This is a genomic window from Streptomyces sp. NPDC020597 (genome assembly GCF_044335095.1).
Taxonomy (GTDB): Bacteria; Actinomycetota; Actinomycetes; order Streptomycetales; family Streptomycetaceae; genus Streptomyces.
Genome location: NZ_JBIRUL010000003.1, coordinates 39202 through 65567, shown reverse-complemented (window position 1 = coordinate 65567; position 26366 = coordinate 39202). Strand labels below are relative to the sequence as shown.

General features: G+C 71.0%; 30 protein-coding genes. 9 read left to right on the top strand and 21 right to left on the bottom strand.

Annotated elements, in window-relative coordinates:
- Positions 1-50 precede the first annotated feature (50 nt).
- From ACH4ZA_RS06420 to ACH4ZA_RS06405, 4 genes are all read right to left on the bottom strand, one after another.
- Positions 51-2183, bottom strand: coding sequence for an aminoglycoside phosphotransferase family protein (locus ACH4ZA_RS06420; RefSeq protein WP_319278105.1), 2133 nt, complete (start codon positions 2181-2183; stop codon positions 51-53).
- Between the two features lie 273 nt (positions 2184-2456).
- Positions 2457-3329 carry a winged helix-turn-helix domain-containing protein gene (locus tag ACH4ZA_RS06415; RefSeq protein WP_398428296.1) on the bottom strand — a complete coding sequence of 291 codons (873 nt, stop codon included), beginning with the start codon at positions 3327-3329 and terminating at the stop codon, positions 2457-2459.
- 50 nt (positions 3330-3379) lie between these two features.
- Positions 3380-4126, bottom strand: coding sequence for an HAD family hydrolase (locus tag ACH4ZA_RS06410; RefSeq protein WP_398428295.1), 747 nt, complete (start codon positions 4124-4126; stop codon positions 3380-3382).
- Positions 4126-5004, bottom strand: a complete 879-nt coding sequence (locus ACH4ZA_RS06405; protein ID WP_319277966.1) for a winged helix-turn-helix domain-containing protein — start codon at positions 5002-5004, stop codon at positions 4126-4128. Before ACH4ZA_RS06405 ends, ACH4ZA_RS06410 begins: the two co-directional genes overlap by 1 nt.
- Before the next feature lie 208 nt (positions 5005-5212).
- Between ACH4ZA_RS06405 and ACH4ZA_RS06400 the strand changes: the two genes are divergently transcribed.
- Positions 5213-5407, top strand: a complete 195-nt coding sequence (locus tag ACH4ZA_RS06400) for a hypothetical protein (protein ID WP_319277963.1) — start codon at positions 5213-5215, stop codon at positions 5405-5407.
- On the opposite strand, the gene ACH4ZA_RS06395 is transcribed toward ACH4ZA_RS06400, so the two are convergent.
- The 3 genes from ACH4ZA_RS06395 to ACH4ZA_RS06385 form a co-directional block, all read right to left on the bottom strand.
- Positions 5397-6305, bottom strand: a complete 909-nt coding sequence (locus tag ACH4ZA_RS06395; RefSeq protein ID WP_398428294.1) for a winged helix-turn-helix domain-containing protein — start codon at positions 6303-6305, stop codon at positions 5397-5399. The two genes, ACH4ZA_RS06400 and ACH4ZA_RS06395, sit on opposite strands and share 11 nt — an antisense overlap.
- 332 nt (positions 6306-6637) lie before the next feature.
- Positions 6638-7900 (bottom strand): GNAT family N-acetyltransferase, encoded by a 1263-nt coding sequence (locus ACH4ZA_RS06390; RefSeq protein ID WP_319277960.1) that lies wholly within the window; start codon positions 7898-7900, stop codon positions 6638-6640.
- 178 nt (positions 7901-8078) lie between these two features.
- On the bottom strand, positions 8079-8645 hold the full coding sequence (locus tag ACH4ZA_RS06385) for an aerial mycelium formation protein (protein WP_319277958.1): 567 nt from the start codon (positions 8643-8645) through the stop codon (positions 8079-8081).
- A 156-nt stretch (positions 8646-8801) separates the two neighbouring features.
- Here ACH4ZA_RS06385 and dtd point away from each other — a divergent pair, with 156 nt between their 5' ends.
- Positions 8802-9227: a D-aminoacyl-tRNA deacylase gene (gene dtd, locus ACH4ZA_RS06380; RefSeq protein WP_319277956.1), complete on the top strand. Its 426-nt coding sequence runs from the start codon at positions 8802-8804 to the stop codon at positions 9225-9227.
- Positions 9228-9341: 114 nt separating this feature from the next.
- On the opposite strand, the gene ACH4ZA_RS06375 is transcribed toward dtd, so the two are convergent.
- The 6 genes from ACH4ZA_RS06375 to ACH4ZA_RS06350 form a co-directional block, all read right to left on the bottom strand.
- Positions 9342-10307 (bottom strand): folate-binding protein, encoded by a 966-nt coding sequence (locus ACH4ZA_RS06375; RefSeq protein ID WP_319277954.1) that lies wholly within the window; start codon positions 10305-10307, stop codon positions 9342-9344.
- A gap of 10 nt (positions 10308-10317) precedes the next feature.
- The gene (locus ACH4ZA_RS06370; protein WP_319277953.1) at positions 10318-10779 is read right to left on the bottom strand and encodes a transcriptional repressor; all 462 of its coding nucleotides are present in this window, start codon (positions 10777-10779) and stop codon (positions 10318-10320) included.
- A 26-nt stretch (positions 10780-10805) separates the two neighbouring features.
- On the bottom strand, positions 10806-11381 hold the full coding sequence (locus ACH4ZA_RS06365; protein WP_057579256.1) for an FABP family protein: 576 nt from the start codon (positions 11379-11381) through the stop codon (positions 10806-10808).
- Positions 11382-11629: 248 nt separating this feature from the next.
- The gene (locus ACH4ZA_RS06360) at positions 11630-12376 is read right to left on the bottom strand and encodes a hypothetical protein (RefSeq protein WP_398428557.1); all 747 of its coding nucleotides are present in this window, start codon (positions 12374-12376) and stop codon (positions 11630-11632) included.
- Between the two features lie 332 nt (positions 12377-12708).
- Entirely contained in the window at positions 12709-13560 is an 852-nt protein-coding gene (locus ACH4ZA_RS06355; RefSeq protein WP_319277949.1) for a hypothetical protein, read from the bottom strand.
- Positions 13557-14315 (bottom strand): hypothetical protein, encoded by a 759-nt coding sequence (locus tag ACH4ZA_RS06350; protein WP_398428293.1) that lies wholly within the window; start codon positions 14313-14315, stop codon positions 13557-13559. Before ACH4ZA_RS06350 ends, ACH4ZA_RS06355 begins: the two co-directional genes overlap by 4 nt.
- A gap of 97 nt (positions 14316-14412) precedes the next feature.
- Between ACH4ZA_RS06350 and ACH4ZA_RS06345 the strand changes: the two genes are divergently transcribed.
- On the top strand, positions 14413-14775 hold the full coding sequence (locus ACH4ZA_RS06345) for a DsrE family protein (RefSeq protein ID WP_319277943.1): 363 nt from the start codon (positions 14413-14415) through the stop codon (positions 14773-14775).
- An 85-nt stretch (positions 14776-14860) separates the two neighbouring features.
- Here ACH4ZA_RS06345 and ACH4ZA_RS06340 read toward each other — a convergent pair whose 3' ends face one another.
- From ACH4ZA_RS06340 to ACH4ZA_RS06305, 8 genes are all read right to left on the bottom strand, one after another.
- The gene (locus tag ACH4ZA_RS06340; protein ID WP_319277941.1) at positions 14861-15121 is read right to left on the bottom strand and encodes a DUF3099 domain-containing protein; all 261 of its coding nucleotides are present in this window, start codon (positions 15119-15121) and stop codon (positions 14861-14863) included.
- 78 nt (positions 15122-15199) lie between these two features.
- Positions 15200-15487 carry a DUF1416 domain-containing protein gene (locus tag ACH4ZA_RS06335; RefSeq protein ID WP_004986406.1) on the bottom strand — a complete coding sequence of 96 codons (288 nt, stop codon included), beginning with the start codon at positions 15485-15487 and terminating at the stop codon, positions 15200-15202.
- A gap of 44 nt (positions 15488-15531) precedes the next feature.
- Complete coding sequence (locus tag ACH4ZA_RS06330; protein WP_107443282.1) at positions 15532-16371, bottom strand: sulfurtransferase; 840 nt, start codon at positions 16369-16371, stop codon at positions 15532-15534.
- Between the two features lie 135 nt (positions 16372-16506).
- Positions 16507-16587 carry an Ms5788A family Cys-rich leader peptide gene (locus ACH4ZA_RS06325; protein WP_351335063.1) on the bottom strand — a complete coding sequence of 27 codons (81 nt, stop codon included), beginning with the start codon at positions 16585-16587 and terminating at the stop codon, positions 16507-16509.
- Between the two features lie 232 nt (positions 16588-16819).
- Complete coding sequence (locus ACH4ZA_RS06320; RefSeq protein ID WP_319277939.1) at positions 16820-17557, bottom strand: DUF2993 domain-containing protein; 738 nt, start codon at positions 17555-17557, stop codon at positions 16820-16822.
- Positions 17558-17693: 136 nt separating this feature from the next.
- Positions 17694-19028, bottom strand: coding sequence for a hypothetical protein (locus ACH4ZA_RS06315; protein ID WP_398428290.1), 1335 nt, complete (start codon positions 19026-19028; stop codon positions 17694-17696).
- A gap of 1 nt (position 19029) precedes the next feature.
- The gene (locus ACH4ZA_RS06310; protein ID WP_319277934.1) at positions 19030-19284 is read right to left on the bottom strand and encodes a MoaD/ThiS family protein; all 255 of its coding nucleotides are present in this window, start codon (positions 19282-19284) and stop codon (positions 19030-19032) included.
- 36 nt (positions 19285-19320) lie between these two features.
- Entirely contained in the window at positions 19321-20160 is an 840-nt protein-coding gene (locus ACH4ZA_RS06305; RefSeq protein ID WP_398428289.1) for an alpha/beta hydrolase, read from the bottom strand.
- Positions 20161-20400: 240 nt separating this feature from the next.
- Here ACH4ZA_RS06305 and ACH4ZA_RS06300 point away from each other — a divergent pair, with 240 nt between their 5' ends.
- From ACH4ZA_RS06300 to ACH4ZA_RS06275, 6 genes are all read left to right on the top strand, one after another.
- Positions 20401-21189: a response regulator transcription factor gene (locus tag ACH4ZA_RS06300; protein ID WP_319277928.1), complete on the top strand. Its 789-nt coding sequence runs from the start codon at positions 20401-20403 to the stop codon at positions 21187-21189.
- Between the two features lie 105 nt (positions 21190-21294).
- Positions 21295-22317: a LacI family DNA-binding transcriptional regulator gene (locus ACH4ZA_RS06295; RefSeq protein ID WP_319277925.1), complete on the top strand. Its 1023-nt coding sequence runs from the start codon at positions 21295-21297 to the stop codon at positions 22315-22317.
- Positions 22318-22492: 175 nt separating this feature from the next.
- On the top strand, positions 22493-23725 hold the full coding sequence (locus ACH4ZA_RS06290) for a S1C family serine protease (protein ID WP_398428287.1): 1233 nt from the start codon (positions 22493-22495) through the stop codon (positions 23723-23725).
- A gap of 30 nt (positions 23726-23755) precedes the next feature.
- Positions 23756-23962 (top strand): hypothetical protein, encoded by a 207-nt coding sequence (locus ACH4ZA_RS06285; protein WP_319277919.1) that lies wholly within the window; start codon positions 23756-23758, stop codon positions 23960-23962.
- Positions 23963-24078: 116 nt separating this feature from the next.
- Positions 24079-24822, top strand: a complete 744-nt coding sequence (locus ACH4ZA_RS06280; protein WP_319277917.1) for a response regulator transcription factor — start codon at positions 24079-24081, stop codon at positions 24820-24822.
- Positions 24819-26306: a HAMP domain-containing sensor histidine kinase gene (locus tag ACH4ZA_RS06275; RefSeq protein WP_319277914.1), complete on the top strand. Its 1488-nt coding sequence runs from the start codon at positions 24819-24821 to the stop codon at positions 26304-26306. Before ACH4ZA_RS06280 ends, ACH4ZA_RS06275 begins: the two co-directional genes overlap by 4 nt.
- Positions 26307-26366 lie beyond the last annotated feature (60 nt).

Below are 26366 nucleotides of genomic sequence, written 5' to 3'. Positions count from 1 at the left end.
ACTGACCCTGGTCCGACCTGTGTTCGACGTTCGATCAGACCATGGTCGCCTTAGGCCAGGGCCCGGGCAAGATAGGGGTTCGCGGTCGCCGGGACGGGGAGGCCGAGAATTGCGGTGGCGGCCGCGAGAGTGGCGGGATAGGAGTCGACGGCCCGGCGGACGTTCGGAGCGTCCAGGCTCACGCCGGTCGCCAGCCGGTCGAGGTCGATGTACGCGGAGCGGACGACCTCGACCCAGCGGTAGACCAACCAGTCCTTCTCCCAGTCCCGCGTGTGCCGCGTCGGCAGTTTCGCCACCCACCGCCCGAACATCCGGGTGCGGATCTCCGACCGGGTGGGCGTCAGATGCATGTGCCTCACCAGGTCGTAGAGCGGGTCGCCGACCAGGGCCATCTCCCAATCGATGATCGTCAGCGCCAGGGCGTCCTCACGACGCACCAGGTTCCACGGGTTGAGGTCGCCGTGCAGCAGGGCCGGGTCTCTGCGGCTCACGCGGTACCGGGACAGCAGTTCGCGCAGACGCCGCTCGTCGGGCAGCCCCAGCATGCGGGCCAGCTGCAGCGACTCCTTCGGCAGATCCCGCACTATGCCGCACAGTTGTTCCTTCAGCCACTCGAGGAAATCGAAGTCCCCCTGAGCCGGATCCATCGACCTGTGGTCCACACGGGCCAGTTCGCCCAGCTGGTCGATGAGGGCATCCGCCTCGTGCGGGAGCAGACCGTTCACCGGGTGGGCGGGAGGCCGGCCGATGTGGGTTCCGACGTACGTCTGGATGGTGAAGAGGTCGCCCGAGAAGCTCTCGCCGAGAGCCAGCACCCGCGGCGCCGCGACCTGTACGTCGGACTCCTCGATCATGCGCAGCACGGCGTGCTCACTCAGGTAGCACGCTTCACGGCGTTCGACGTCACGCAGTTTTCGCCGCACGACGACGGGAAACGGGGCGCCCGCGATGCGCACCACCGAGTTGAGATGGGCGGTGCCCTTGAACACCTGGTGCGCCGGGGCGGCTCCTTCCGCGAGCAGGGCCTCCCGCACGGCGGACGGTGGGAAGGCCGCGTTCGCGGGCAGCCGTGGATCCGGCGCCCAGCCGAACGCCTGCATCCAGCTCCGCCCCAGGCCCTCCCCCGCGCCACGCGAGGCCAGCCACCGGAAGAGCGCCCGCTCGATCTCGTTCTCCGCCGGGACGTCGCGCAGACTCAAAGGCTTCTCCGCCGCCAGCAGAGCCCTGCGTACCTCGGTGGTCGCCTCGTCGAGCTTCTTCTGCGTGAACGACTCCTGCAGCGAACGCGCGGCACGCATCACGTCCGGGTAGACCGACTGCGCCCGCTCGAAGTCGACGTAGTGCTCCAGATCCCTGGCCAGCCCCTTGACCGCGCTGGGCCGGCATTCCCTCATGGCGTCCGCCCACGCGCCGACCACCTCGTCCCACTGGTGATCCGGGTACTGCATGCGCACCAGGTGGGTGGCCAGGTCGTGCAGGGGGTCGCCGTAGGTCGCCAGCTCCCAGTCGACGCAGACCAGCGGCGGGTCGCCGTCGTACGAGACGATCAGGTTGTCCCGGTGCAGATCCGCGTGGAGCAGGCTGTACGGCCGGCGCGTCATCGGCGGCACTCGCTCGGCCAGCTGGAGCAGGGCTCCGTCGGAGATGCCGAGCGCCTTGAACAGACCGCCGAACTCGGGCCAGTTGGGCTTGCGGATCTCCGCGTCGGCGAGACGCGCCAGAGTCCTGAGGAAGGCCTGGCTGTCACTGTGGTTGGCGGGCCAGGATTTCGGCAGGGGCGGGAGCGCCGACAGGCGCACCTGGGTCATCTGGGCCAGCAGCTCTGCCAGCGCCTTCATCAGCAGCGCGTCGACAGGCTTACCGTTTCCGCAGATCGTCGAGAGCGGCACGCCTTCCACATAGCTGTGGATGGAGTAGTCCGGCGTCTTGACCAGGCACGCGGGTGCGTGGGGCAGGACTCCCTGCACGGCGTCGAGGATCAGGCCCTCGTCCTGCCAGGTCCTGATCACCACGGGCAGCGCGTCTGCGCGCCTGATGCGTACGGTCACCTGTGTGCCCGCGGCACGGCCCGCCCGGGCTGCGACACCCTCCGTCAGCGGCAGCACGTAGTTGCGGTTGTGGTGGCCGCTGGACTCCTTGGTCGCTTCGGCGGCTTCGAGAAACTCCGACAGAGCCCCGCGCACCTTCACGGCGGCTCGTTCCCCTGGGCGACGACGGGGAACAAGGTGGTCGACCACTGGCCGCTCCGGATACTCGCGCAGGGATGGGTAGGGCAAACGGTAGATGCGCCGCACGGCCGGAGCGATGATCGAGTGAGCACAATGGGTGGTTGCCACTCATCCGCGTCAGGCCGTTCGAGACTGGCTTGTTCGCCCTCTCATACGTGCGGACGGGAGCGATTGCTCGCGCGGTTCGGGCATGCTAGCGCAACCCAACCCCCCTGTTCGGCGGCTTGGTCATTCGGCGAGGAAGCTCCACCAGGACTCGAACCACGACCGCCACATCTCGACGAAAACGGTGCCCGATGAATCCGGATCGGCGTCTTTCACCTGGTGGGTGAGGGTGGCGCCGAGACCCAGAACGTCCAGGGCGGTGATCTCTTCATCGCATTCCAGTTCGATCTGGCGCTGGATCACCTCGTAGGGGCCGTGCAGCGCCTCCGTGCCGTTCAGCAGGTACAGCTTGAAGGCCGGCGTCAGCGGCGCGTGCCGGATCCGGACGTCGACGGAGGGCACGAACCGCTCCGTCGCCAGGTCCCTCAGCACCCCGCACAGCGAGTCGGTGTGACGGTCGGTGATGTCGTGCAGCCGGTTGCGCAGGCGGTAGTCGTTCCTGTCGTCCTTGACCCGCGGATAGGGCAGGTCGAGGTCGCGGGAGGGAAGGATCATGCGCAGGCCGATGCGCTCGGGGGCGATCGAGCCGCCGCGGATCCGCTCGGCCTGCAGCCTGATGTGCGCGTCCAGCGATTCGGACGTCAGCGTGTAGACGTCCAGGGTGACGTGGCGCTGCTCGAAGGCCTCGCTGAGCAGCGGACCCAGTGTCACGCCATGACGCGACCGGGTGGCTCGGGGCGTCGACGACTGGATCCGCTGAGTCTTGATCACCCGGGAGCCGCTGCCCGGGCGGGACTCGATCCAGCCCTCGTCGGCCAGTTCCCGCAGCACGCGCTGCACGGTGTCGCGGGAGACCCCGTACTCCTCGGCCAGGTCCCGCTGGGAGGGCAGGAAGGAACGCAGCGAGTAGGTGCCGTCCGTCATGCGGGCACGCAGGTCGTAGGCCACCCGATGGAACTCCCTGCCTCCACCGTCACTGCCCCGCTTCGTGTCCACACCGCGCCTGTACCGCCGCCCGCCGCCCGGCAAACTCCCGGAGAGCGGGCTCAGGCGCTCCTGACCGCCTCCAGCACCGGTTCCAGGGACGGCACCACCAGTGTCGCGCCCGCGCCCGTGAGCAGTTTCTCCTTGCGTTCGTTACGCGCGTAGCCGAGGAAGGGGACGCCCGCCTCCCTCGCGGCCAGGAAGTCGGAGGGGGTGTCGCCGATCATCAGCGCGGTGCCGGGAGCCGAGCCCATGGCGCGCAGCGCGAGGTTCAGGCAGTGCGGGTGGGGCTTGAGGTGGCGCAACTCCTGGGTGCGGCCGTAGACATGGGGGGCGAAGCACGAGGTGAGACCCCGGGTCGCGAGGTAGGCGGCGACCACTCTGGGAGAGTTGTTCGTGGTGATCGCCAACCGCAGACCGCGGGCCGTCAGGGTGCGTATCAGCGGGTCGGCGTAGGGGGTGGGCATCGCCGTGGCCGTGGCCTTCAGCTCTTCCTGGGTGAGGCGTTCCTCCAGTTCGGTGACCAGGTCGCTGCCGGGGTGCCGGCGGTCCACGGCGCGCAGCACGACGTGCGGGTCCAGCGACTCCCGCTCGGAGTCCGTCAGCAGGTGGTGCAGGCCCCGCCCTTCGAGCCATTCCACCAGGCCATCGGCCACGACGTCCGCCGAGTGGCCGGCGAAGAGACGGCAGATGGGTCCGTCGAAGTCCCAGAGGACGACGCGCGCGCGTCTGATCACTTCCCGCAGATCAGCGGTCTCGGCGTCGGTGTCGGGGGTCACCTGTTGAGTCTGCTGCGTATCAGAGGTCACTAGGAGAGTGTCAGGTCCGTCGTGATGGTTTCCCAGAGGGCGTCGAACCACTTCTGGGATTCCTCCACGAACGCGGCGTCGCGCTGACCGGCGGCCTTCTCGAAGGAGAAGAGGAGCGACTCGGTGCCCAACACGTCGTACATGTCCAGGGTTCCGCTGTCGGTGGCCTCCTCGCGGCGGGTGACCATGTAGTACGCCATCAGCGCCTCCTCCTCGTTGAGGAGGTACAGCTTGACCGGCGGGGTGAACGGCAGCGCACGGAACGTGATGTTGACGTCGATGCCGTGCGAGCGCAGGGTCTGCAGGTTGTGCCGGAGCACATGGCCCTGGGCGTTGCGCATGGCCAGCCAGCGCTGGTGGACCGGGTCGTCGTCCCCGCGGCCGTCGACCGGGACCGGGAAGGCGAGGCTGATGTCCCGGGACGGCAGCAGGATGCGCACGTCGATCCGGGCGGGCTTCAGCTGCCCCCCGTGGATCAGCCGCAGGGGTTCGCCCAGGGCCGGGATGAGGCTCTCGGCGGTCAGGCAGGCGGCGTCGACGCGCACGTGGCGCGCGGAGAACGCGGCGGTGAGCCGGGGGGCCAGACCGACCATCGTGGGCTGGGGCTCCTCGCGGCCCGGCGACGGCCGCTGGGCGATGCGGGGCGGGCTGCCCTTGCTCACGTTGGTGAGCAGCCCGTCGTCCTGCAGTGACTTCAGGGCCTGGCGGACGGCGCCGCGCTCCACGCCGAACTCGTCAGCGAGTTCGGCCTGCGTGGGCAGCCGGTCACCGGCCTTGAGCTCGCCGGCGCGGATGCGTTCGCGCAGGACGTCGGCGATCTCCTGCGGCGAAAGCCTGCTGCTGCCGTTCACTGCCACGTTCTCCTGGGTCACGACCAAACGCTACAACTTGCATCCATCTGACGGGAGTTGTTTGAAAGTTGTTTAGGGGTTGCCACCAAGTGGGGACAACCTAGTCACAGTTGGTTGCCAACTCAAGCGAGTTGGCGGAAGGTTTGCCTCCCGCTTCCGGACTTCGGTCCCGGACCTGATCCCGGCCCTCGAACCGGGACCCCGTCTCCCAGCCTCCGAAGGGGGGAACCCGCCCATGCCCGTCCGCATCCTCCTCTGCGCCGCCTTCGTCGTCGGCGTCGAACAGATCATCCAGTGGAAGTACGGCAGCACCGGCGCCGTCGGCCTGCTCCTGCTCAGCGTCGGCGTCAAGGCCAAGAGCCCTGCCATCAGCTCCGTCGGCGCGGTGATCCTCGCCCTCCTCGCCACCGGACCCGCCGTCAGCTCGTGAGCACCAGCTCCGAGCTGATGGTGTCCCACAGCGCGTCGAACCACCGGCGGGACTGCTCCACCAGCGTCGTGTCCCGCGGGCCGGCGCCCTCCTCGAAGGCGAACAGCAGCGACCGGGTGCCCTCGGCGTCGTACAGCTCCAGGTGCTCCTGGTCGATCGTCTGCTCGCCCCGGGTGACCGTGTAGTACGCGAACAACGCCTCCGTCCCGTTGAGCAGGTACAGCTTGACGGGCGGGGTGAAGGGCAGCGCGCGAAAGGTCACGTGCACGTCGATGCCGTGCGTGGAACGCAGGGTGAGCAGGTTGTGCCGCAGCACCTGGCCCTGGGCGTTGCGGTGGGCGAGCCAGCGGCGCTGCAGGCGTCCGCTGGGCGAGCCGTCCACCGGCGTGGGGAAGGCGAGGTCGATGTCCCGTGACGGCAGCAGGACCCGGACGTCGATCTTGGCCGGTTTCAACTGCCCCGCGTGGATCTGCCGCAGCGGTTCGCCGATCGCGGCCGTCAGCGAGACCGCGGTCAGACACAGGGCGTCGACCTCGACGTGCTCCGCCGCGAAGGCCGCGGTGACGCGGGGCGGCAGCCCCACCATCGAGGGCTGCGGCGCCGGTGCGGGCCCGCCCGGGAGACCGGCCGCGGCGGACGGCGCCGCGACCGTCGCCGGGCTCCCCTTGGAGACGTTGGTGAGGAGCCGTTCCGACTGCAGGATGCGCAGGGCCTGCCGCACGGCGCCCCGCTCGATGCCGAACTCCTTCGCCAGCTTGGCCTGCGTGGGCATGCGCTGACCCGGCCGCAGCACTCCGGTTCTGATCCGGGTGCGCAGCTCGTCGGCCACCTCACGGTGTGACGGCTGCGGCCGCTCCGCCTCCCCGCGCCTCTTGACGGAGGCATGTTCCGGCTCCACGTCCGCACAGTACAACTTCTCGCCATCTTTCGGCAGTTCAAAGAGAGATGGTTATAGGACGCTTCCAAGCGGACATAAGTACAGTGAAGTTGGCAGCCAACTTTATCGACATGGTCAAGCTTCTAGACGGTTGGCCGGTGGGCCCCCTTCCGGAGGGGAGCCGGGAGCCCGCGCGGCCGGCGCCGACGTACAGCCACAACTGAACAGCACCCGCTCAGCCACAACTTCAGAACGACGCACAGCCACAACTGAACAGCTACGGATGAGCGGATCCAGGGGTTCAGGTCCATGGATCCGCTCCACACCGCACCGACCGCCCACGAGAGGAGCCGTCAGAACACGTCCGGGCACCAAGGCCGCCCGGACGCACGCAGCAGGGCGTCGGCCCCCCGGGCGGCGCCCGCTCGTTCTTCCCGGAGCCGGCCGAGGGCCGCCAGCCGCACCGCGGACTGGTCGCCCAGCCACAGCGTCGCCAGCTCGCGGACGTCGAGAACGAGGTCGGCGCTGCGGGTCGTCGGCACACAGGAGGCCCCGTCGGGGGTCGCGTCCAGCAGGAAGCGGCCGCCGGCCAGGCCGGCCCCGTCGACGACCTCCAGCACCAGCGCGCCCGCCGTGTCGTAGGTGCGCGCCTCCAGGGCCCGTACGACGTCCAGGACGCGCACCCACAGCCAGTCCGCCTGCGTGGTGACGGCCGCCGCGCGCGGGTCCGGCAGGTAGAGCGGCAGCAGATCGTCCGGGGAGCGCCAGCCCGACTTCACCCGGGTGATCCAGTCGATGGAGCAGAGGTAGTGCCACAGGGCGCGCTCCGCGGCCGGGTTCACCGCGATCAGCCACTTCACCGACGCCGTGTTCAGCGGCTGCTTGGCGTCGCTCCACTTCTCGTCGGCCTGGTAGGAGACCATTCCCTCCACCTCGCCGTCCGGGGAGCGGTACACCGCGTAGAAGGGCTCGGTCCAGGGTTCGCCGGCCGGATTCGCCGCCCCGGTCTGGACGTCCCACCACTGGTCGGTCCTGCTGACGGCGCCGGGCTGGGCGCGCCGCAGCCGCTCGTGCAGTCCGGGGCCCGTCTTGCGGACCTCGTCGCCGTCGACGAGGTCGACCCGGCCCTCCTGCGGCTGACCCGACCGGCGCGGGTCGAGGCCGGCGCGCTGCACGTCGATCGACCACTCGGTCGTCGTGGTGGCCGGGCCGAAGCCGTAGCGGCCGTAGATGCGGTACTCGGCCGCGATGAGCGTGGCCACGACGTCCCCGCGCTCCTTCGCGGCCGCGAGGTCGTCGGTCATCAGCCGCGTGAGCAGGCCGCGGCGGCGGTGCGTGGGCGAGACGGTGACGTTGGAGATCGCGTCGGCGGGGACGGCGGCGCCGCCGACGGCGGTGAGCTCCTGCGGGAAGGAGCGGAACGTGGCGACGCAGCGGCCGGCGTCGAAGGCCCCCGAGGTGCGGGATTCCGAGATGGCCGCGCGGCGCTCCGCCAGCAACTGGTCGGTGACGCGCGGCGGGCGCAGGAAGCCCGTGTTCAGGGCGCGTATCCAGTCGGCGAGTTCGGGGTCGGTGATCGGACGGGTGTCGACGGAGGAGTTGGCTCGGCTGGTCATGACATCACCGTAGGCAGGCACGGTCGGACGCCGCGGGCATTTTCTCTCCGCCCCCGCACCACCGCCGCCTCCCGCACCACCGCCGGCTCCCGGTGCACCGCCACCGGGCCACCGCTCCCGGGCCACCGGTCACCGCCGTCGGGGTCGGCCGCCGGGCCGCCGCGGCGTCCCGCCGGGCTCACACCAGCAGGTCCTCGACCTGCGCTTCCCCTTCCCGGTACCGCCTGGTGATCTCCGCGCCGGACTCGTCGGCCGTCCGCTGGAGGTGCTGACGGCGGCTGGAGACCCGCTGCTCGTAGCGCACCAGCCGGGCCATCGCCTCGTCCAGCTCGAGGTCCGTGCGCGCGTCGAGGTCGGACAGCTCGACGTCGGCCAGCATGTCCGCGGCCAGCCGCCGTCCCTCCTCGCTGTGCGGGGTGCCCAGGGTGACGTGACGCGCCGAGGAACGGTGCCGGGCCGGGGCGTCGGTGAGGATCTCCGGCAGCCGGTCCACCACGGAGGCCGCGCCCGTCGGCGAACGCCGGGCCAGCTCGGCGCGCAGGATGTCGATCCGGCCCTGCAACAGCCGCCGTACGTAACTGAGGTCGGCCTCGTCGCGCTGGGCGTCCCGGCGCAGGGTGCGCAGCTCGGGCAGGCTCAGCCCGGCCAGCTTCCGCTCGGGCGGTTCGACGGGCAGCACGGGGCTGTCGCTGCGCTGTGCGGGCGGACGCTGCGTCGCCGCCCGCTCGGTACTCGGTGTGCTCATGTGCCTCAACCGTCCCCTCGACCGTTTGGAAAGCATCGTGCCACCCCAAGTGGCCGCTTTGTGACCGAGTCCCCCCGAACGGCCCCAGACAGGGGCTTAAGGATCAAAAATGGGCCAGTCGCCGGTCCGCGCCCGGGACCCGGCATCATGGTCCGCATGCGAGCGGTGGTGCAGAGGGTGGACGGCGCGAGCGTCGTCGTGGACGGCGAGACGGTCGGCGAGATCAGCGGCGAGGGCCTGTGCGTCCTGGTCGGCGTCACGCACGACGACACCGCGCAGAAGGCGGCCCAGCTCGCCCGCAAGCTCTGGTCGGTGCGCATGCTGCACGACGAGAAGTCCTGCAGCGACATCGCCGCACCGCTGCTGGTGATCAGCCAGTTCACGCTGTACGGCGATGCGCGCAAGGGCCGTCGGCCCACCTGGAACGCGGCCGCGCCGGGCCCCGTCGCCGAACCGCTCGTCGACGAGGTCGTGGCGCAGCTGCGCGCGCTCGGGGCCACCGTGGCGACGGGCCGGTTCGGCGCCGGGATGCGCGTGTCGCTGACGAACGACGGCCCGTTCACGGTCCTGATCGAGGTCTAGGGCGGGAGTTCCGGGGCGGGGACATCCGGGACGGGAAGGTCCGGGACGGGAAGGCCCGGGACGGGAAGGCCCGGTGGGGCATTCTGGCGGGTCGGCAGGTCGGGCAGGTCGTCCCTACGGCTCGACGACGAGCTCCTGTGCCGCCGCCGTGGCGCCGGCCAGCAGCGGCGCGTCCACCGGGACGTTGCGCTTCACCAGCGCCAGGGCCACCGGCCCGAGTTCGTGGTGGCGCGCGGACGTGGTGATGAAGCCGATCTTGCGGCCGTCGGGCGCCTCGTCGGCGACACGGAGTTCGGTGCCCGCGGCGGGCAGGTGGACCTCGCTGCCGTCGAGGTGGAGGAAGACCAGACGGCGGGGCGGCTTGCCGAGGTTCTGGACCCGGGCGACCGTCTCCTGACCCCGGTAGCAGCCCTTCTGCAGATGCACGGCGGTTCCGATCCAGCCGAGCTCGTGCGGGATGGTGCGGTGGTCGGTCTCGAAGCCGAGGCGCGGGCGGTGCTGTTCGACGCGGAGCGCCTCGAGGGCCAGGATCCCGGCGGGCGGACCGGCCTGCGCGGCGTAGGACTCCAGGTCGGCCCGGGGCAGGAAGAGGTCGCGGCCGTACGCGGTCTCACGGACCACGACGCCCGGCGGCACGGGTGCGATCGACCCCGCGGGCAGGTGGACGACCGCGGTGTCCGCGGTGCGGTCGGCGACCTCCACGCGGTAGAAGAACTTCATCGACTCCAGGTACGCGATCAGCGCCTCCCGGGTGCCGGGCTCCACGTGCGCCCAGACCGTCGTGCCGTCGTCGACCAGGTACAGCGCGTGCTCGATGTGACCGTGCGCGGAGAGGATCAGCGCCTCGGCGGCCTGGCCGACCGGCAGGTCGGTGACGTGCTGGGTGAGCAGGAGGTGCAGCCAGCTCAGCCGGTCCTCGCCGGTGACGGCGACGACTCCGCGGTGCGAGAGGTCGACGAAACCGGCGCCGTCGGCGAGGGCGCGCTGCTCGCGGAACAGGTCGCCGTAGTGACCGGCGACGTCTTCGTCCACACCCTCGGCGGGGACGGCGCCGGGCAGGGACAGCAGAGGGCTCTTCATGCCGCCAAGCCTACGACCCGTTAGGGGAACCCTTGACGGTCGAACCCTTGAGCGTGCAGTCCTCGCAGCGGCCGAAGATCGCGAAGTGCTTCATGTCCGTCTCGAAGCCGAAGCTCTGCCGCAGCTTGGCCGTGAACTCGGCGGCGACCTGCACGTCCGCCTCGATGAGGTTGTCGCAGTCCCGGCAGACCAGGTGGATGTGATGGTGCCGCTCGGCGAGGTGGTACGTCGGCGCCCCGTGCCCCAGGTGCGCGTGACTGACCAGCCCCAGCTCCTCTAGGAGCTCCAGGGTCCGGTACACCGTGGAAATGTTGACCCCCGACGCCGTCTTCCTCACTTCCACGAGGATGGCGTCGGGGGTCGCGTGCTCCAGGGTGTCCACGGCCTCCAGGACAAGCTGGCGCTGCGGCGTCAGGCGGTATCCGCGCTGCCGCAGGTCGCTCTTCCAGTCAGTGCTTTCAGTGCTCACCACACAGAAGAGTCTAGGTCCGTCCGGGTCTACTTGAAGAAGGCGATCCCGTCGTCCGGCATGTCGTCGGGGAGGGCCTTCGCCCAGCGTTCGACGTCCTCCGGGGTGACGACCTTCTTCAGGTGGGCCGACATGTAGGGGCGCAGCTCGACCTCGGGGGTCTGCTTCTCGCCGACCCACATGAGGTCGCTCTTGACGTACCCGTACAGACGCTTGCCGCCGGTGTACGGGCCGGAGGCCGCCGTGCGGGCCACCGCGTCGGTGACGAGGTCGATCTGCGGCTTCTTGTCGGCGAGCTCGCCGTACCAGATCTCGACCACGCCGTCGTCGCGGACCATCGTCACCTCGACCTTGCGGTCGGCGTCGATGCGCCAGAAGCCGGACTCGGACTCCAGCGGACGGACCTTGTTGCCGTCGTTGTCCAGCACCCAGGTGTGCGAGTGGTACTCCAGGAAGTCACGGCCGTCGTGGGCGAAGGTGACCTCCTGCCCGAAGTTGCACTTCTGCGATCCCGGGAAGTCGTGCACGCCCGCGCCCGCCCAGCTGCCGAGCAGGAAGGCGAGGGGGACGAGGTCCTTGTGGAGGTCGGACGGAATCTCGATCATGAGTGGCAGTTCCTGGAGGTGGTCGGTCTCAGCGCTGGCCCTGGTACAGCTTCTTCACGGTCAGACCGGCGAAGGCGAGAACGCCGACGCAGACCAGGACCAGCAGGGCTTCGAAGAAGATCTCCACGGGTGCTCCTCGGATGAGCGTGCTTCGGGTACGGACGACTCGCGACGCGTACGACAGGGCCGGGCCCCAGCTTACGCGGCCGGGACCCCGCCCTCCCTGTGAGGTACGCCCTCCACGGGCGTCAGCTCAGCAGCTGACTCTGCAGGGCCACGGTCTGCTGGAACGGAACGGCCGCCGCGGCGCCCTTGCGGGACTGCAGCACCAGCGCGAGGACGTCGCCGGCGCGCAGATAGGCCTGCCGCAGCTGCTCCGCGCCGTACGGCTTCGCCTCGTCGTAGACATGACGCTCGACGTTGGGGACGTCGGCGGCGATGGGGTAGCCGTCGTCGAACTCCGTCTCGGCCGCGCCGCGGGCCGCGTGCACGGGGCCGGTGAACGTGGTGAGCGCCGTGTACACGCCGTCGGCGACCACTCCCGTGTCGAACTGCAGCAGGTAGACACCGGTGCGGGTGCCGTCCGGGGTGGTCCAGCCCCGGGCCGCGATGTGCCGCAGGCCGTTGTCGGTGAGCAGCTGTCCGACGGCGGTGCGGTCCTCCTTCGCCTCGAACACCGGCAGGAAGTCCTTGGTGGCCAGCCAGCCGTCGGCGCCGCGCAGGGCCTTGTCCTCCGTCGAGCCCTCGGGCGCGGGAAGAAGCAGCGCCCGCAGGTCCGCGTAGTGGGCTGAGGCCCCGTTCCTGGTGTCGAACGGGCTCGGGCTGCCGGAGGGCAGCGGCGGTCCGGCGATGTCCGGGTATGCCCAGCGGCCGTCCGACGTGGTGGCGAGCCCGGGCAGTTCCGTGCGCTCCATGCGGGCGATCCCGTACGCCGTCCCCGCCCCGAGCGCGGCGAAGACCGTGACGACGGCGGTCCAGCGCAGGACGGCCCGCAGGACACGGCGGTCCTTCGGGGCGGGCGGGTCCTGCGGGCCGGGGAGGGCGTCGGAAGCTACGTCCGGGAGGGGGGCGGGAGCTGCGTCCGGGAGGGGGGCGGAAACGGTTTCGGGAGCTGCGTCGGAAACGGTTTCGGGGGACGCTCCGGAGGCGTGTGCCGGCTCCGGCTGTGACTCCGGCTGTGACTCCGGCCGCGGCTCCGGGGCAGGCGTCGGTTCCGTAAGCGGTTCCGGGGCAGGCGTCGGTTCCGTAAGCGGTTCCGGGGCAGGCTCGGGGGCCGGCTCCGGCAGCTCCGGAGCCGGTGGCGGCTTCAGGCGGGGGTGCTCGGTGGTCATACGGCCTGTCCCGGGTCGTCGATACGGTCGAGTTGCTTGGCGAAGAACTTGGCGACGAACGTGCCGTCGAGCGGTTCGGGTGCGGCCGATGTGACGCTGACCAGCACGTCTCCCACGGCGGCGGTGCACAGCGCCACGCCCAGGTCCTTGGTCTTGCCCTTGGGGCTCAGGAAGCAGCGCGCGTCAGGGTGGCCGTCGATCTTCGGCCCCTTGCGGAAGAGGTCCATGGCGGCGACGAAGCCGTTGAAGGCCGACGCCGACCGGCGCACGGCGGTCGGGTTCTCCTGCCTCGACAGGGTGACCTCGAAGGTGACCGCCTGGGAGTTGTAGTCCTGTCCGGGGGCGACGTAACTGCGCCTCGCCATGCCCTTGATGCGCTCCTTGTCGACCATCTTCTCCAGCTTTCGGCGTGAGGCGCTGGGCAGTTCCCTGAACGACTCCTTGCGCAGGGCGGTGGCCTGCGCGCCGCTGAACTCGGTGTCCTGTCCGAACTCGTCGAGATCGGGGCCGGGTTGGAAGCCGTCGTCGAACGGCAGCATCAGGGCTCTCAGTCCCGACCCGGCCGCGCCGCCCTTCTTCCCGCCGTCTCTCTCGGCGGACAGGGTGGGGAACTTCCAGGCGGGGCTGCCGGGGTCGCGGTCGGCGTCCTGGACCTTCACGACGGTGCAGCCGACTCCGCCGACGACCGCGCAGGCCAGCAGCACGGACCCGGCTACGGCGGCGACCCGGCGGGCGCGGCCGGCGCCGGGCTTCCCCGCGGCGGGCTTGTCGGTGACGGAAACGGCTTCGGCTTCCGCTTCGGCCGCGGTGATGTTGTCGCCGCTTTCGGCCGCGGTGGTCTCGCTCACAGCTTTCCCACCTGCCGCTCGGCCAGGTCCATGATCATTTCCTTGGATATCGGCTTGCTGTCGTAGACGCGGATCTCCATGCAGACGTCTCCCCGCCAGGCGTACGCCTCGGCCGAGTACAGCGGGAGGTAGCCGGGCTTGCGTTCGGGTGTGTCGTGCACATAGGCGACGCCGTTGCCGGTGCCGGGGATGGGCCAGTCACGGGTGTCGTGCACCTTCTCGGCCCAGTAACGGCCGTTCTTGGCCCACTCGGACGCCTCCAGCGCTTCCGTCTGACGGAACTGCACGAGGTTGATCTCGGCGCTGTACGTCTCGCCCATCCGCCACGAGACCGCGGCCGCACGGCGGAACTCGTCGTCGAGGAGGTCGTCGAACGCGACAGACGGCTTCGTGTAGCCGCTCGCGTAGGTGAACAGGTCCGCCCAGCCGTCCCTCTCCGTCTCGGTCCCCTTGTCCTTCGCCCCCCTGGGCCGCGTGATGAGCAGCTTGCGCAGGTCGCCGTCGGTCTTGACCCGACGGTCCTGCGCCGCCGACAGCGGCTCGACCCGGCCCCCGGCCTGTCCCACGACGGGCTGTGAGAGCGGCGGCAGCGCGGTGGGCGCACGGTCGGCCTGGATCACGTACCCGACGCATGCTCCGGCGACCACCCCCAGCAGGGCGGCTCCGGCGAGCATCAGTGTGGTACGGCCCCGGGGCCGGGTGCCGGGGCGCGGGCCGGACGGGCCTGCCTCATCCGCCCTTTCCGGATCTTCCATGACATCCCCCCATGTGTGAAGCGCTTTCGGTAACGCGCTTCACAGGAGACCCATGGTCAACATCGGCGGTTGTAAGGAACCTGATTACGATTCGGGTATGGCGAAAAAGCTCGTGATCAAGGTGACGGCAGGGGCCGACGCGCCCGAGCGGTGCTCTCAGGCGTTCACGGTCGCCGCGGTCGCCGTGGCCAGCGGCGTCGAGGTCTCCCTGTGGCTGACCGGGGAGTCCGCCTGGTTCGCGCTGCCCGGCCGGGCAGCGGAGTTCGAGCTCCCGCACGCGGCGCCGCTGCCCGGTCTCCTCGACGCCGTCCTGGCCGGCGGCCGTCTCACCCTGTGCACCCAGTGTGCAGCCCGCCGGGACATCACGGAGAAGGACGTCATCGACGGCGTCCGGATCGCGGGGGCGCAGGTGTTCGTCCAGGAGGCGCTGGGCGAGGACACGCAGGCACTCGTGTACTAGGTCGTGCACCAGGAGAGACCCGTACCGGGGTCGTCGTACCAGGGACCCGGGGCAGGGTGTGCGGGGGCAGGGTGTCCGGGGCGTTCTACGGGCGGCGTCTCTTGCCGTCGAGCTCGTCCCACCACTCGTCGGACTTGGGATCGCCCGAGGGGTCGTCCCACCAGCGGTCGTCGGGGCCGCGGCGGTTGGCGACCATCGCCGCGACCGGCGGGATGACCATCGCGACCAGGCACATCACGACGGCCGCGGGCGTCGACCAGATGCGCACGACCGCCCACGCCAGGACGAACAGCGTGATGCAGGTGCCCATCATCGCGAAGTAGACGTGCCGCCGGCGGGCCAACATATGTCCAGGGTAGGCCGGGACACGGCGAAGGGCCGTGTCCCGGGCGTCAACCCGTGGGACACGGCCCCCGCGTCGTGCTCAGACCGCGATCGCGACCTCGGCGAGACCGCCCTGCTGGGCGACCACGGTGCGGTCGGCGGTGCCGCCGGGCACGAGAGCGCGGACGGTCCAGGTGCCTTCGGCCGCGTAGAAGCGGAACTGTCCGGTGGCGGAGGTCGGGACCTCCGCGGTGAACTCGCCGGTCGAGTCCAGCAGACGGACGTAGCCCGTCACCGGCTCGCCGTCCCGGGTCACCTGACCCTGGATCGTGGTCTCACCGGGCTTGATCGTCGAGGCGTCCGGGCCGCCGGCCTTCGCTCCACACATGTGTTTCTCCAGAGGGGTCTGACCAGAAGGTCGGTCGGGTGGGATTACTTGTTGGCGCCGAGCTCGATCGGGACGCCGACCAGGGAGCCGTACTCGGTCCAGGAACCGTCGTAGTTCTTGACGTTCTCCACGCCCAGCAGCTCGTGCAGCACGAACCAGGTCAGGGCCGAGCGCTCGCCGATGCGGCAGTACGCGATGGTGTCCTTGGCCAGGTCGACCTGCTCGTCGGCGTAGAGCTCCTTGAGCTCGTCGTCCGACTTGAAGGTGCCGTCGTCGTTGGCGTTCTTCGACCACGGGATGTTGCGGGCGGACGGGACGTGGCCCGGACGCTGCGACTGCTCCTGCGGAAGGTGGGCGGGAGCGAGCAGCTTGCCGCTGAACTCGTCGGGCGAGCGGACGTCGACCAGGTTCTGGACGCCGATGGCCGCCACGACGTCGTCGCGGTAGGCGCGGATCGCCGTGTTCTGCGGCTTGGCCTTGTAGTCGGTCGTCGCGCGCTCGGGCACCTCTTCGACCAGCTCGCGGGCGTCCAGCTCCCACTTCTTGCGGCCGCCGTCGAGGAGCTTGACGTTCTCGTGGCCGTACAGCTTGAAGTACCAGTAGGCGTAGGAGGCGAACCAGTTGTTGTTGCCGCCGTAGAGGATCACCAGCGTGTCGTTGGCGATGCCCTTCGCGGACAGGAGCTTCTCGAAGCCCTCCTGGTCGACGAAGTCACGGCGGACCGGGTCCTGCAGGTCCTGGGTCCAGTCGATCCGGATCGCGTTCCTGATGTGGTTCTTCTCGTACGCGGACGTGTCCTCGTCGACCTCGACGATGGCGATGTCGGCGTTGTCGAGGTTGGCCTCGACCCAATCGGCGTCGACCAGGACGTCGCTGCGGCTCATGCTCGTTCTCCTCCGGGGCAGTTACGGCGGGGGTGTGCAAGAAAGAGGGGTGCGCGACCGGGACTCGCCGGCGGCCGGCGCACGGATGCCCTCGGAAGAGGGCGGGGAGACGCGGAAGGCCGGCGGCGCTTCCGCTCAGAAGGGGCGACAGAGCATGGCGGCGACGCGGCACAGGTCTACTGCCCGCCGCTTCGTGAGATCCGCCTGTCGCTGCATCATGCTGTCGATCGTAGGGACGGAGAGGCGGCCATGTCACCAGCGCTCCGCATAGTGAGACGCGATCGTCCGCATGCTGGGAACGAAGAAGCGCCCGGACCGTGGGGACACGGGTTCCGGGCGCTTGCGTCCGTCGTCGCATCTACCGCGCGGACGTTCACGTCTCGCCTGTCGGACATCTGCCGTCCATCGACGGCGCGGCCTTCGGCGGTCCGCCCGTCGGTGTCCTGCCCTACCCGGCCAGCCTGACGTTCGAACCCTTCACCGAGATCTCGACGCCGTCCCTGCCCGCCTGGACCTTGTCGAGCTTGATGCCGCCGGGCAGGTCGTCGATCTTCTGCTGGAAGTCGGTGATCGAGCGCACCTCGTTCTCGGCCGCCCGCACCCCGCCGAAGCTCGGCAGGGAGTCGGCGTGCACGCGGACGGTGTCGCCCTGGACGGTGACCGTGCTCAGGACGTACACGGGCCGCGGCAGCTTGGTCCCGAGGACGGTGGCCTCGACGGCGACCTTGATCTTGCCGTTGCCGCCGTCCGAGAGACCGACGACGTTGGCGGTGACGCCCCGTACCACCTCGGTCGGCTCGGCCTTGGCCGTCTTCAGCAGCTCGGCGTAGGTGATGGAGGCGGTGCCGGTGGCGCTCGCGGCGGTCGCGGAGCTGTAGTCGCCGGAGAACTCGACGCCCTTCATGTCCGCCCGGAGGTCTCCGATGCGGATCGTCCGACCGCTGGTGCCGGTCGCCGCCTGGTAGTCCTTGATGCCCACCTCGACGTCGTCGAGCGAGCCGCCGACGACCTGGGTGAGGAACGGGAAGCCCTTGATGGACACGTCCGGGGAGGCGGCGAGGCCCTCGTGCGCCTTGAGCTTGTCGGCCACCTCGCCCTCGGCGAAGTTCACGGCGAGACGGTCCGCGAGCACGAACAGGCCGCCCAGGACCACCACGACGACCAGAAGTATGCGGAGTGCGCGCATGACGGATATTCCCCCACCGGACGACCTGAACAGTTCATTGACAACGGTTCAAGGTAACCCTTGGGGAAAGGCCCGCCGCCGGATTGTCGATCACCTGTGACAGACCCTTACCGCTCTTACCTCCTGACGCGACGTCCTATGCCAGCGCCCGCCCCAGCACGTACACCGCGGGCGCCGCCGCGGCCAGCGGCAGGGCCACGCCCGCCGTGAAGTGCACGAAACGGGAGGGGTAGTCGTAGCTCGCGACCCGGTGGCCGACGAGCGCGCAGACCGCCGCGCCCGCGCCGAGCAGCGCGCCCCCGGCGCCCAGCCCGGTCATCCCGCCGACCGCGATGCCCGCGCCCGCCGCGGCGAGCAGGGACACCACGACGGAGGCCGGAGTCGGCAGCGGCAGCGCCCGGGCGACGACGGCCACCGCCACCGCGGCCGCGCCGACCGAGACCGCGTCCGGATCGGCGCCGAGGTGGCCGGCGGCGAGGACGGCCAGCGCGCTGGAGGTGACGGTCGCCATCAGCCCGTACATGCGCTCGTCGGGGTCGGCGTGCGAGCGCAGCTGGAGGACGAGGCAGAGCAGGACCCAGACGCCCAGGGTGCCGAGGATGGCGGCGGGAGCGTGCTCCCGGCCGGCGGCGAGGAGCACCACGTCGGAGACCAGCGCGCCGAGGAAGGCGAGGGCGATGCCCTGCCGGGCGGGCCACATGCCGTTCAGCCGGAACCAGCCCGCGGCCGTCACGGCCTGGAGGACGACGAGAGGGACGAGCAGGGCGTACGAGCCGATCGCCGCCGTGCCGGAGAGCAGCAGACCGAGCAGCGCGGTGAGCGCGGCGGGCTGTATGCCGGGCTCGATGATCGGCGAGCGGCCCTCCAGCCGGGCCCGCTGGGCGTCGGTGACCCGGGCGTTGCCGGCCATCGTGGCGGGGCCGTAGCCCGAGCCGGTGCCGCCCGTCGGCTGGTGGGCGACGGCGGCGTGCCTGCCGTCCGTCCCGTCCGCCGCGCGGTGCTCGTGAGCCGGTGGCACGGCGGCCGCCGGATCCCCGTAGCCGGCCTGCGGGCTCCCGTAGGCCGGGGCGCCGCCCGTCTGCGGCGGCAGGTACGCGGTTCCGGCCGGGTCGGCGGCCGGGGCGGGGTCGGCGGCGGTGACCGGCGGCTGGACGCTCGTCTCCCAGGTCTGCCCCTGCCACTGCTGCGTGTACTGGAGGTGCGCCTGAGGGTCGTCGTACCCCTGCTGCCGCCCCGGCCACGGCTGCTGCTGCGCCTGGTGGGCGTACGGGTCGTGATGCGGCTGCCCTTGGTGCTGCTGGTGCCCTTGGTGCTGCTGGTGCGCCTGGTGGCCGTCATGGCTCCGGTAGCCCTCGGGGCCCTGGGCCTGGTAGCCCTCGGGGCCCTGGGCCTGGTAGCCCTCTTGGCCCTGATGTCCCTGATGTCCCTGGTGGCCCGGGTAACCCTGATGGTCGTACGGCTGGTCGGTCATCTCACCCTCCTGCGAACGGCGGGAGCACCTCGACCGTGCCGCCGTCGGCCAGCCGTACCGTCTCATGTTCGCGGGTGCCCACGGGGTCACCGTCGACGAGGAACGAGCATCGCTGCAGGACACGCACGAGTTCTCCGGGGTGTCGCTCGCGCACGGAGTCGAGCGCCTCGGCGAGCGTGGCCGCTTCCTGCGGCTCCTCGGCGATGCCGGCCGCGGCCTTCGCGGCGGCCCAGTAGCGCACCGTGACCTGGGGCATGGGTTCCTCAATCGATCGGCTGTGTACACGGTCAGGCTAGCCCGCCCGGGCGACCGCCCAGTCCCCGATGCGGTTCAGCAGGTCTTCGCCGGCCGCGTGCTCGGCGTGGCCCATGCCGTGCTCCAGCCAGAGTTCGGCGTGTCCGGCGGCGGCCTCCGCCAGCATCCGGGGGTGGTCGAGCGGGAAGTAACCGTCCCGGTCGCCGTGCACGATCAGCAGCGGCGTCGGGGCGATCCGCGCAACCGCCTCCGCCGGGGACAGCGGAACCGGGTCCCAGTCGCGGCGGTGGATGCGGGTGCGGAAGCCGTAGCGCCCGACGAGGCGGCCCTCGGGGCGGGTCACCATCCAGTGCAGCCGGCGCATGGGAGCCGTGCCGCGGTAGTACCAGCGGGCGGGGGCGCTCACCGAGACCACCGCGTCGACCGCCCCCGGGTACAGCGCCGCGTGCCGCAGGACGACGGATCCCCCCATGGAGAAGCCGACGGCGACCACGCGCGCGTGCCCGAGCGAGCGGGCCCGGTCCACCGCGGCGGCCAGGTCGAGGACTTCGCGGTCGCCCACGGTGGAATGCCCGCCGGAACGGCCGTGCCCGCGGAAGGAGAACAGGGCGACGGCCCCGTGCCGGGCGAGGACGGACGCCACCCGGCGGACGTGCGGCCGGTCCACGTCGCCGGTGAACCCGTGTGCGACGACGAACACCGGGTGACGCGCGGATGACTGGCCGGCGTCGTATACGGCCGCACCCGGTTCGTATACGAAGTCGACGGAAACCCCGTCGGCGGTGGGCAGAAACGTCCGCAATGGTGCGGAGGTGCCCGTCTCGCAATTCGGACGAACGGTGGAACGCACCACATGACCTGCCGGACCGCTGCTCATGTGGGCTATTCTGCTGGACAGAGGACTCGGGCAGCGCAGCCCCCGGGTCCTTTTGTGCTTTCGGACACGCTGTATACGAACGGCCACCGGGCGGGAAACACCAGGTGAACGCGGGTGTACGGGTACCGGGAACGCAGTGCCGTGCAGGCAGCGCCGTGCCGACCGCAGTGCCGCAAGAACTCCCCCACCGCCCCAAGCGTGGGAGGGGCCCCACGCAGGGACCGAGGAGGAACCAGACATATGAGTTCTCTGCTGCTCCTGACCAACGCTCTCCAGCCCTCGACGGAAGTGCTGCCGGCCCTCGGCCTGCTGCTGCACAACGTGCGCGTGGCCCCGGCGGAAGGCCCCGCGCTCGTCGACACCCCGGGCGCCGACGTCATCCTCGTGGACGGACGTAGAGACCTGCCGCAGGTCCGCAGCCTGTGCCAGCTGCTGCGCTCCACCGGGCCCGGCTGTCCGCTCGTCCTCGTGGTGACCGAGGGCGGCCTCGCCGCGGTCACCGCCGACTGGGGCATCGACGACGTGCTCCTGGACACCGCCGGACCGGCCGAGGTCGAGGCGCGGCTGCGGCTGGCCATGGGCCGCCAGCAGATCGTCAACGACGACTCCCCGATGGAGATCCGCAACGGCGACCTGTCGGTCGACGAGGCGACCTACAGCGCGAAGCTGAAGGGGCGGGTCCTGGACCTCACCTTCAAGGAGTTCGAGCTGCTGAAGTATCTGGCCCAGCACCCGGGCCGGGTGTTCACGCGCGCACAGCTGCTCCAGGAGGTCTGGGGCTACGACTACTTCGGCGGCACCCGCACGGTCGACGTCCACGTACGGCGGCTGCGGGCCAAGCTGGGTCCGGAGCACGAGTCGCTGATCGGAACCGTCCGGAACGTCGGTTACCGATTCGTTACCCCCGAGAAGGGGGAACGCTCCACGGACGAGACCAAGGCGAAGACGGACCGGCCGGACCAGGCAAAGACGGGCGAGTCGGACAACGCGTCCACCCTGGACGCCGCCGAGGTCTCGGCGGAGGCGTAGTACCCGCCAGTAGGCCCCGCACCTGCTCGGACAGGGCGTTGCTTCCGCAAGCGGAAGGTTCTTCGCGCCCTGCCCAGAGCCGGTCCATCCGCGTAGACTCCGCGCGTGGCAAAGGTGACTCGGGATGATGTGGCGCGGCTGGCGGGGACTTCGACCGCCGTCGTCAGTTACGTCATCAACAACGGACCCCGGCCGGTCGCCCCGGCCACGCGCGAGCGTGTCCTCGCCGCCATCAAGGAACTGGGGTACCGGCCGGACCGGGTCGCCCAGGCGATGGCGTCCCGACGCACCGACCTCATAGGCCTGATCATCCCTGACGCCCGTCAGCCCTTCTTCGGCGAGATGGCGCACGCGGTCGAGCAGGCCGCCTCCGAGCGCGGGAAAATGGTGCTGGTCGGCAACACCGACTACGTCGCCGAGCGCGAGGTCCACTATCTGCGGGCGTTCCTCGGGATGCGGGTCTCCGGCCTCATCCTCGTCAGCCACGCGCTGAACGACCAGGCGGCCGCCGAGATCGACGCCTGGGACGCGCGCGTGGTGCTGCTGCACGAACGTCCCGAGGCCATCGACGACGTCGCCGTCGTCACCGACGACCTCGGCGGCGCCCAGCTCGCCGTACGCCACCTCCTGGAGCACGGTCACCCTTACGTCGCCTGCGTCGGCGGCACCGCGGAGACCCCCTCCGTCGGCGACCCGGTCTCCGACCACGTCGAGGGCTGGCGGCGCGCGATGGACGAGGCCGGGATCAGCACGGAGGGCCGGCTCTTCGAGGCCCCCTACAACCGCTACGACGCCTACCGCGTCTCCCTGGAGCTGCTGGCGGGCCCGGACCGGCCGCCGGCCGTGTTCTGCTCCACCGACGACCAGGCGATCGGCCTGCTGCGCGCGGCGCGCGAACTGCGCATCGACGTCCCCGGCGAGCTGGCGGTCATCGGCTTCGACGACATCAAGGAAGCGGCCCTGGCCGACCCGCCCATGACGACGATCGCCTCGGACCGCTCGGCGATGGCCCGGGCCGCCGTCGACCTCGTCCTGGACGACGGTCTGCGGGTCGCGGGGTCCCGGCGCGAGCGACTGAAGGTGTTCCCCTCCCGTCTGGTGGCGCGGCGGTCCTGCGGCTGCGAGTAGCCCCGCGGCCCTCGGGCGCGCAGGGCGCGCACGTGCCCGGACGGCCTTCATGAGGCCTGTCTGAGAGACCCCGCGCAACCGCCGCGTCCGGCTTTATACCGGGCAGACGAGGTTCTGCCGGGCTTCTCAGGGAGCACTCAGGAAGCTCTCATGGTCGAGCGACAAGCTTTGTTCCATGACCGAGAGCATCCGCCGCAGCAGCGAGTACGAGAACCCGTACCAGGCCCCGTACGAGGGCGCCCGGCAGCACGCCTCCTCCCCGGCGGTCCCGTCGCCGGCGGCCGCCTCCCCGGTGAACCCGGAGTGGCCGCCCCCGCCCGCCTACCGGCCCGCCGCCCATGACCCGCTGCAGAGCGCACAGCAGCCGGCGCCGCAGCAGCAGACCGCACAGCAGCCCGCGGTCGGCCCCGCCGCCGGATGGCAGGCCCCGACGGCCCCGGCCGGCGACGGCCACAGCGGCGACGGCCACGGCGGCGGCGGAACCGCTCTCCTCGCTCCCCCGGCCGCCGAGCCCGCTCCGCACGCCAGGAAGAGGCGCAACCGCGGTCCGTTCGCACTGCTCGCCGCGGTGGCGATCGTCGCGGCCGCCATCGGGGGCGGCACCGCCTACGGCATACAGGAGCTGACCGGCAAGGACCAGGTGGTCGCCACGTCCACCACCACCAGCGTGGTGCCCTCCAGCAAGACGGGCGACGTGGCCACCATCGCGGCGGCGGTCAGCCCGAGCGTCGTCGAGGTCAGCGCCACGCTCGGCAACGGGACGTCCACCGGCTCCGGCGTGATCATCACCAGCGGCGGCGAGGTCGTCACGAACAACCACGTCGTCTCCGGCGCGAACTCGATCAAGGTGACCACCAGCGACGGCAAGTCGTACACCGCCAAGGTCGTCGGCACGGACAGCAAGAAGGACCTCGCGCTCATCAAGCTGGAGAACGCCTCCGGCCTGAAGGCGGCGACCCTCGGCGACTCCGACGGGGTCAAGGTCGGTGACACGGTCGTGGCGATCGGCTCCCCCGAGGGCCTGACCGGCACCGTCACCAGCGGCATCGTCTCCGCGCTCGACCGCGACGTGACCGTCTCCACCGACGAGAACCAGGGTCAGCAGCAGGGCGGCGGGGAGGGCAACTGGCCGTTCCAGTTCGGCGGCCGGCAGTTCAACGGCGACACCGGCCAGTCCACCACCACGTACAAGGCGCTCCAGACGGACGCCTCCCTCAACCCCGGCAACTCCGGCGGCGCCCTCATCAACGCCGCGGGCGACATCATCGGCATCAACTCCGCGATGTACTCCGCCGCGGCCGACTCGTCCTCCTCCGACGCCGGCAGCGTCGGCCTCGGATTCGCCATCCCGATCAACACCGTCAAGTCCGACCTCGCCACGCTGCGGGCGGGCGGCTCCGACAGCTGACCACCCTCCGACCGAGTCAGGGAGCACGTCATGATCAAGCAGGTTTCGCACACGGTGACCGGCTGCGGTGCGGCCGACCTCGGCCTGGCCCTCGACGTGGCGTGCGAGCTGCACGCGCCGGCCGCGGCGACCCGGCCGCCGGAGCTGGCCCCCCAGCTCACCGGCCTGCGCGCCCCGGCCGGCCGGCCGCACGTGCGCAAGGTCCCGCTGAAGCGGCTCGCGGCGATGCGCGGCTGATCACACCCCGCCCGCTCCGTACGCCCCCGCCGGGAACCGTGCGAGGCTGAGGACGCTCACCACGTCGAGCACGCCCGGCCTCCCGCCCTCCCACCGCACCCGAGGAATCCACGCCCATGAGCCCCGCCGAAGGCGACCGTGACCGTGACACCCAGCGCATCCTGATCGTCGACGACGAGCCGGCGGTCCGCGAGGCCCTCCAGCGCAGCCTCGCCTTCGAGGGCTACGACACCCAGGTCGCCGTGGACGGCGTGGACGCGCTGGAGAAGGCGACGCTCTACCGGCCCGACCTGGTCGTCCTGGACATCCAGATGCCGCGCATGGACGGCCTGACGGCGGCCCGCCGCATCCGGGGCGCGGGCGACACCACCCCCATCCTGATGCTGACGGCCCGTGACACGGTCGGCGACCGCGTCACCGGGCTCGACGCCGGCGCCGACGACTACCTCGTCAAGCCGTTCGAACTCGACGAGCTCTTCGCCCGGGTCCGGGCCCTGCTGCGGCGCAGCTCCTACGCGGCGGCGTCCGGCGCGGGCGCGGTCCAGGAGGACGACTCCCTCACCTTCGCCGACCTGCGCATGAACCTCGCGACGCGGGAGGTGACGCGGGGCGGACGCCCGGTCGAACTGACCCGCACGGAGTTCACGCTGCTGGAGATGTTCCTGGCGCACCCGCGCCAGGTCCTCACCCGCGAGCAGATCCTGAAGGCGGTCTGGGGCTTCGACTTCGAGCCGTCCTCCAACTCGCTGGACGTGTACGTGATGTACCTGCGCCGCAAGACCGAGGCGGGCGGTGAGCCGCGCCTCGTGCACACCGTGCGAGGGGTCGGGTACGTGCTGCGGCAGGGCGGGGCCGAGTGAACAGGGTCGTCCGGCGGCTGCGGACCCTGCCCATCCGGGCCCGGCTGTCGATGCTGGTCGCCGCCGCCGTGGCGTTCGCCGTGGCGGCGGTCTCGGTGACCTGCTGGTTCATCGTGCAGGGGAAGCTGTACGACCAGGTCGACGGGGACCTCAGCAAGATGGCGCAGCAGGCGCAGCCGTGGAGCGCCGTGCAGGGTCTGCTCAGCAGCTGCCCGCAGAGGCCCGTCGACACGGGCTTGTCGGGCCTGCGCACCCACGGCTCGTACTACCTTCAGCTCGTCAAGAAGGACGGCACCGCCTGCGTGTCCGCGACCTCGACGGGCGTCGTGGCGGTCGCCGGCGCGGACACGGACGTCATCGAGAACGCGGCGAGCGATCAGGGCACGTACCGCGACGGAACCGACTCCGACGGCAACTCCGTCCGCGTGCTGACCGTCCCTCTGATGGTCAGCCAGGGGATGGGCGCCCCGCCGCAGCAGTACCCGGACACGGCCCTGCTCATCGCGGCCCCCCTCAAGAGCACCGAGAAGACCCTCAACGACCTCGCTCTCATCCTCCTCCTCGTCTCCGGTGTCGGGGTCGTCGGCGCCGGCGCCGCCGGTCTCGCCGTCGCCCGGGCCGGGCTGCGGCCCGTCGACAAGCTCACCGAGGCCGTCGAGCACGTGGCCAGGACGGAGGACCTGAGCATCCGGATCCCCGTGGAGGACGAGACCGACGACGAGATCGCCCGGCTCTCCCGCTCCTTCAACTCGATGACCGCCTCCCTCGCCGACTCCCGGGAGCTGCAGCAGCAGCTGATCGCGGACGCCGGGCACGAGCTGCGCACCCCGCTGACCTCGCTGCGCACCAACATCGAGCTCCTGACCCGCAGCGAGGAGACGGGCCGTCCGATCCCCGAGGCGGACCGCAAGGCGCTGCTGGCCTCCGTGAAGGCGCAGATGACCGAGCTGGCGTCGCTCATCGGCGACCTCCAGGAACTCTCCCGTGCGGAGGGGCAGCGCGGCGAGCGCGTGCAGGTGGTGTCGTTCGAGGACACCGTGGAGTCGGCGCTGCGCCGGGCCCGGCTGCGCGGGCCGGAGCTGACCATCACCGCGTCGCTGGAGTCCTGGTACACCCGGGCGGAGCCGGCCGCGCTGGAGCGGGCGGTGGTCAACATCCTGGACAACGCGGTGAAGTTCAGCCCCGAGGGAGGAACGATCGACGTCCGTCTCGTCGACGGCACGCTGACCGTGCGCGATCACGGCCCCGGCATCCCGGCCGACGAACTCCCGCACGTCTTCGACCGCTTCTGGCGCTCCCCCGGCGCGCGGGCCCTGCCCGGCTCCGGTCTCGGTCTGTCGATCGTGGCCCGCACCGTGGAGGAGGCGGGCGGTCAGGTCACGTTGGAACGGGCCGACGGCGGTGGCACGGTGGCGACGGTGCGGATGCCGGGCGCGCCGGTCCCTCCACCGGAGACGCCGGGAGACGTGTCGGCGATGTCCTGAGGCCCCCCGGCAACCTTTCCGTTCCGTGCGGCGACCATGCCACGTCCCGAACCCCCCACG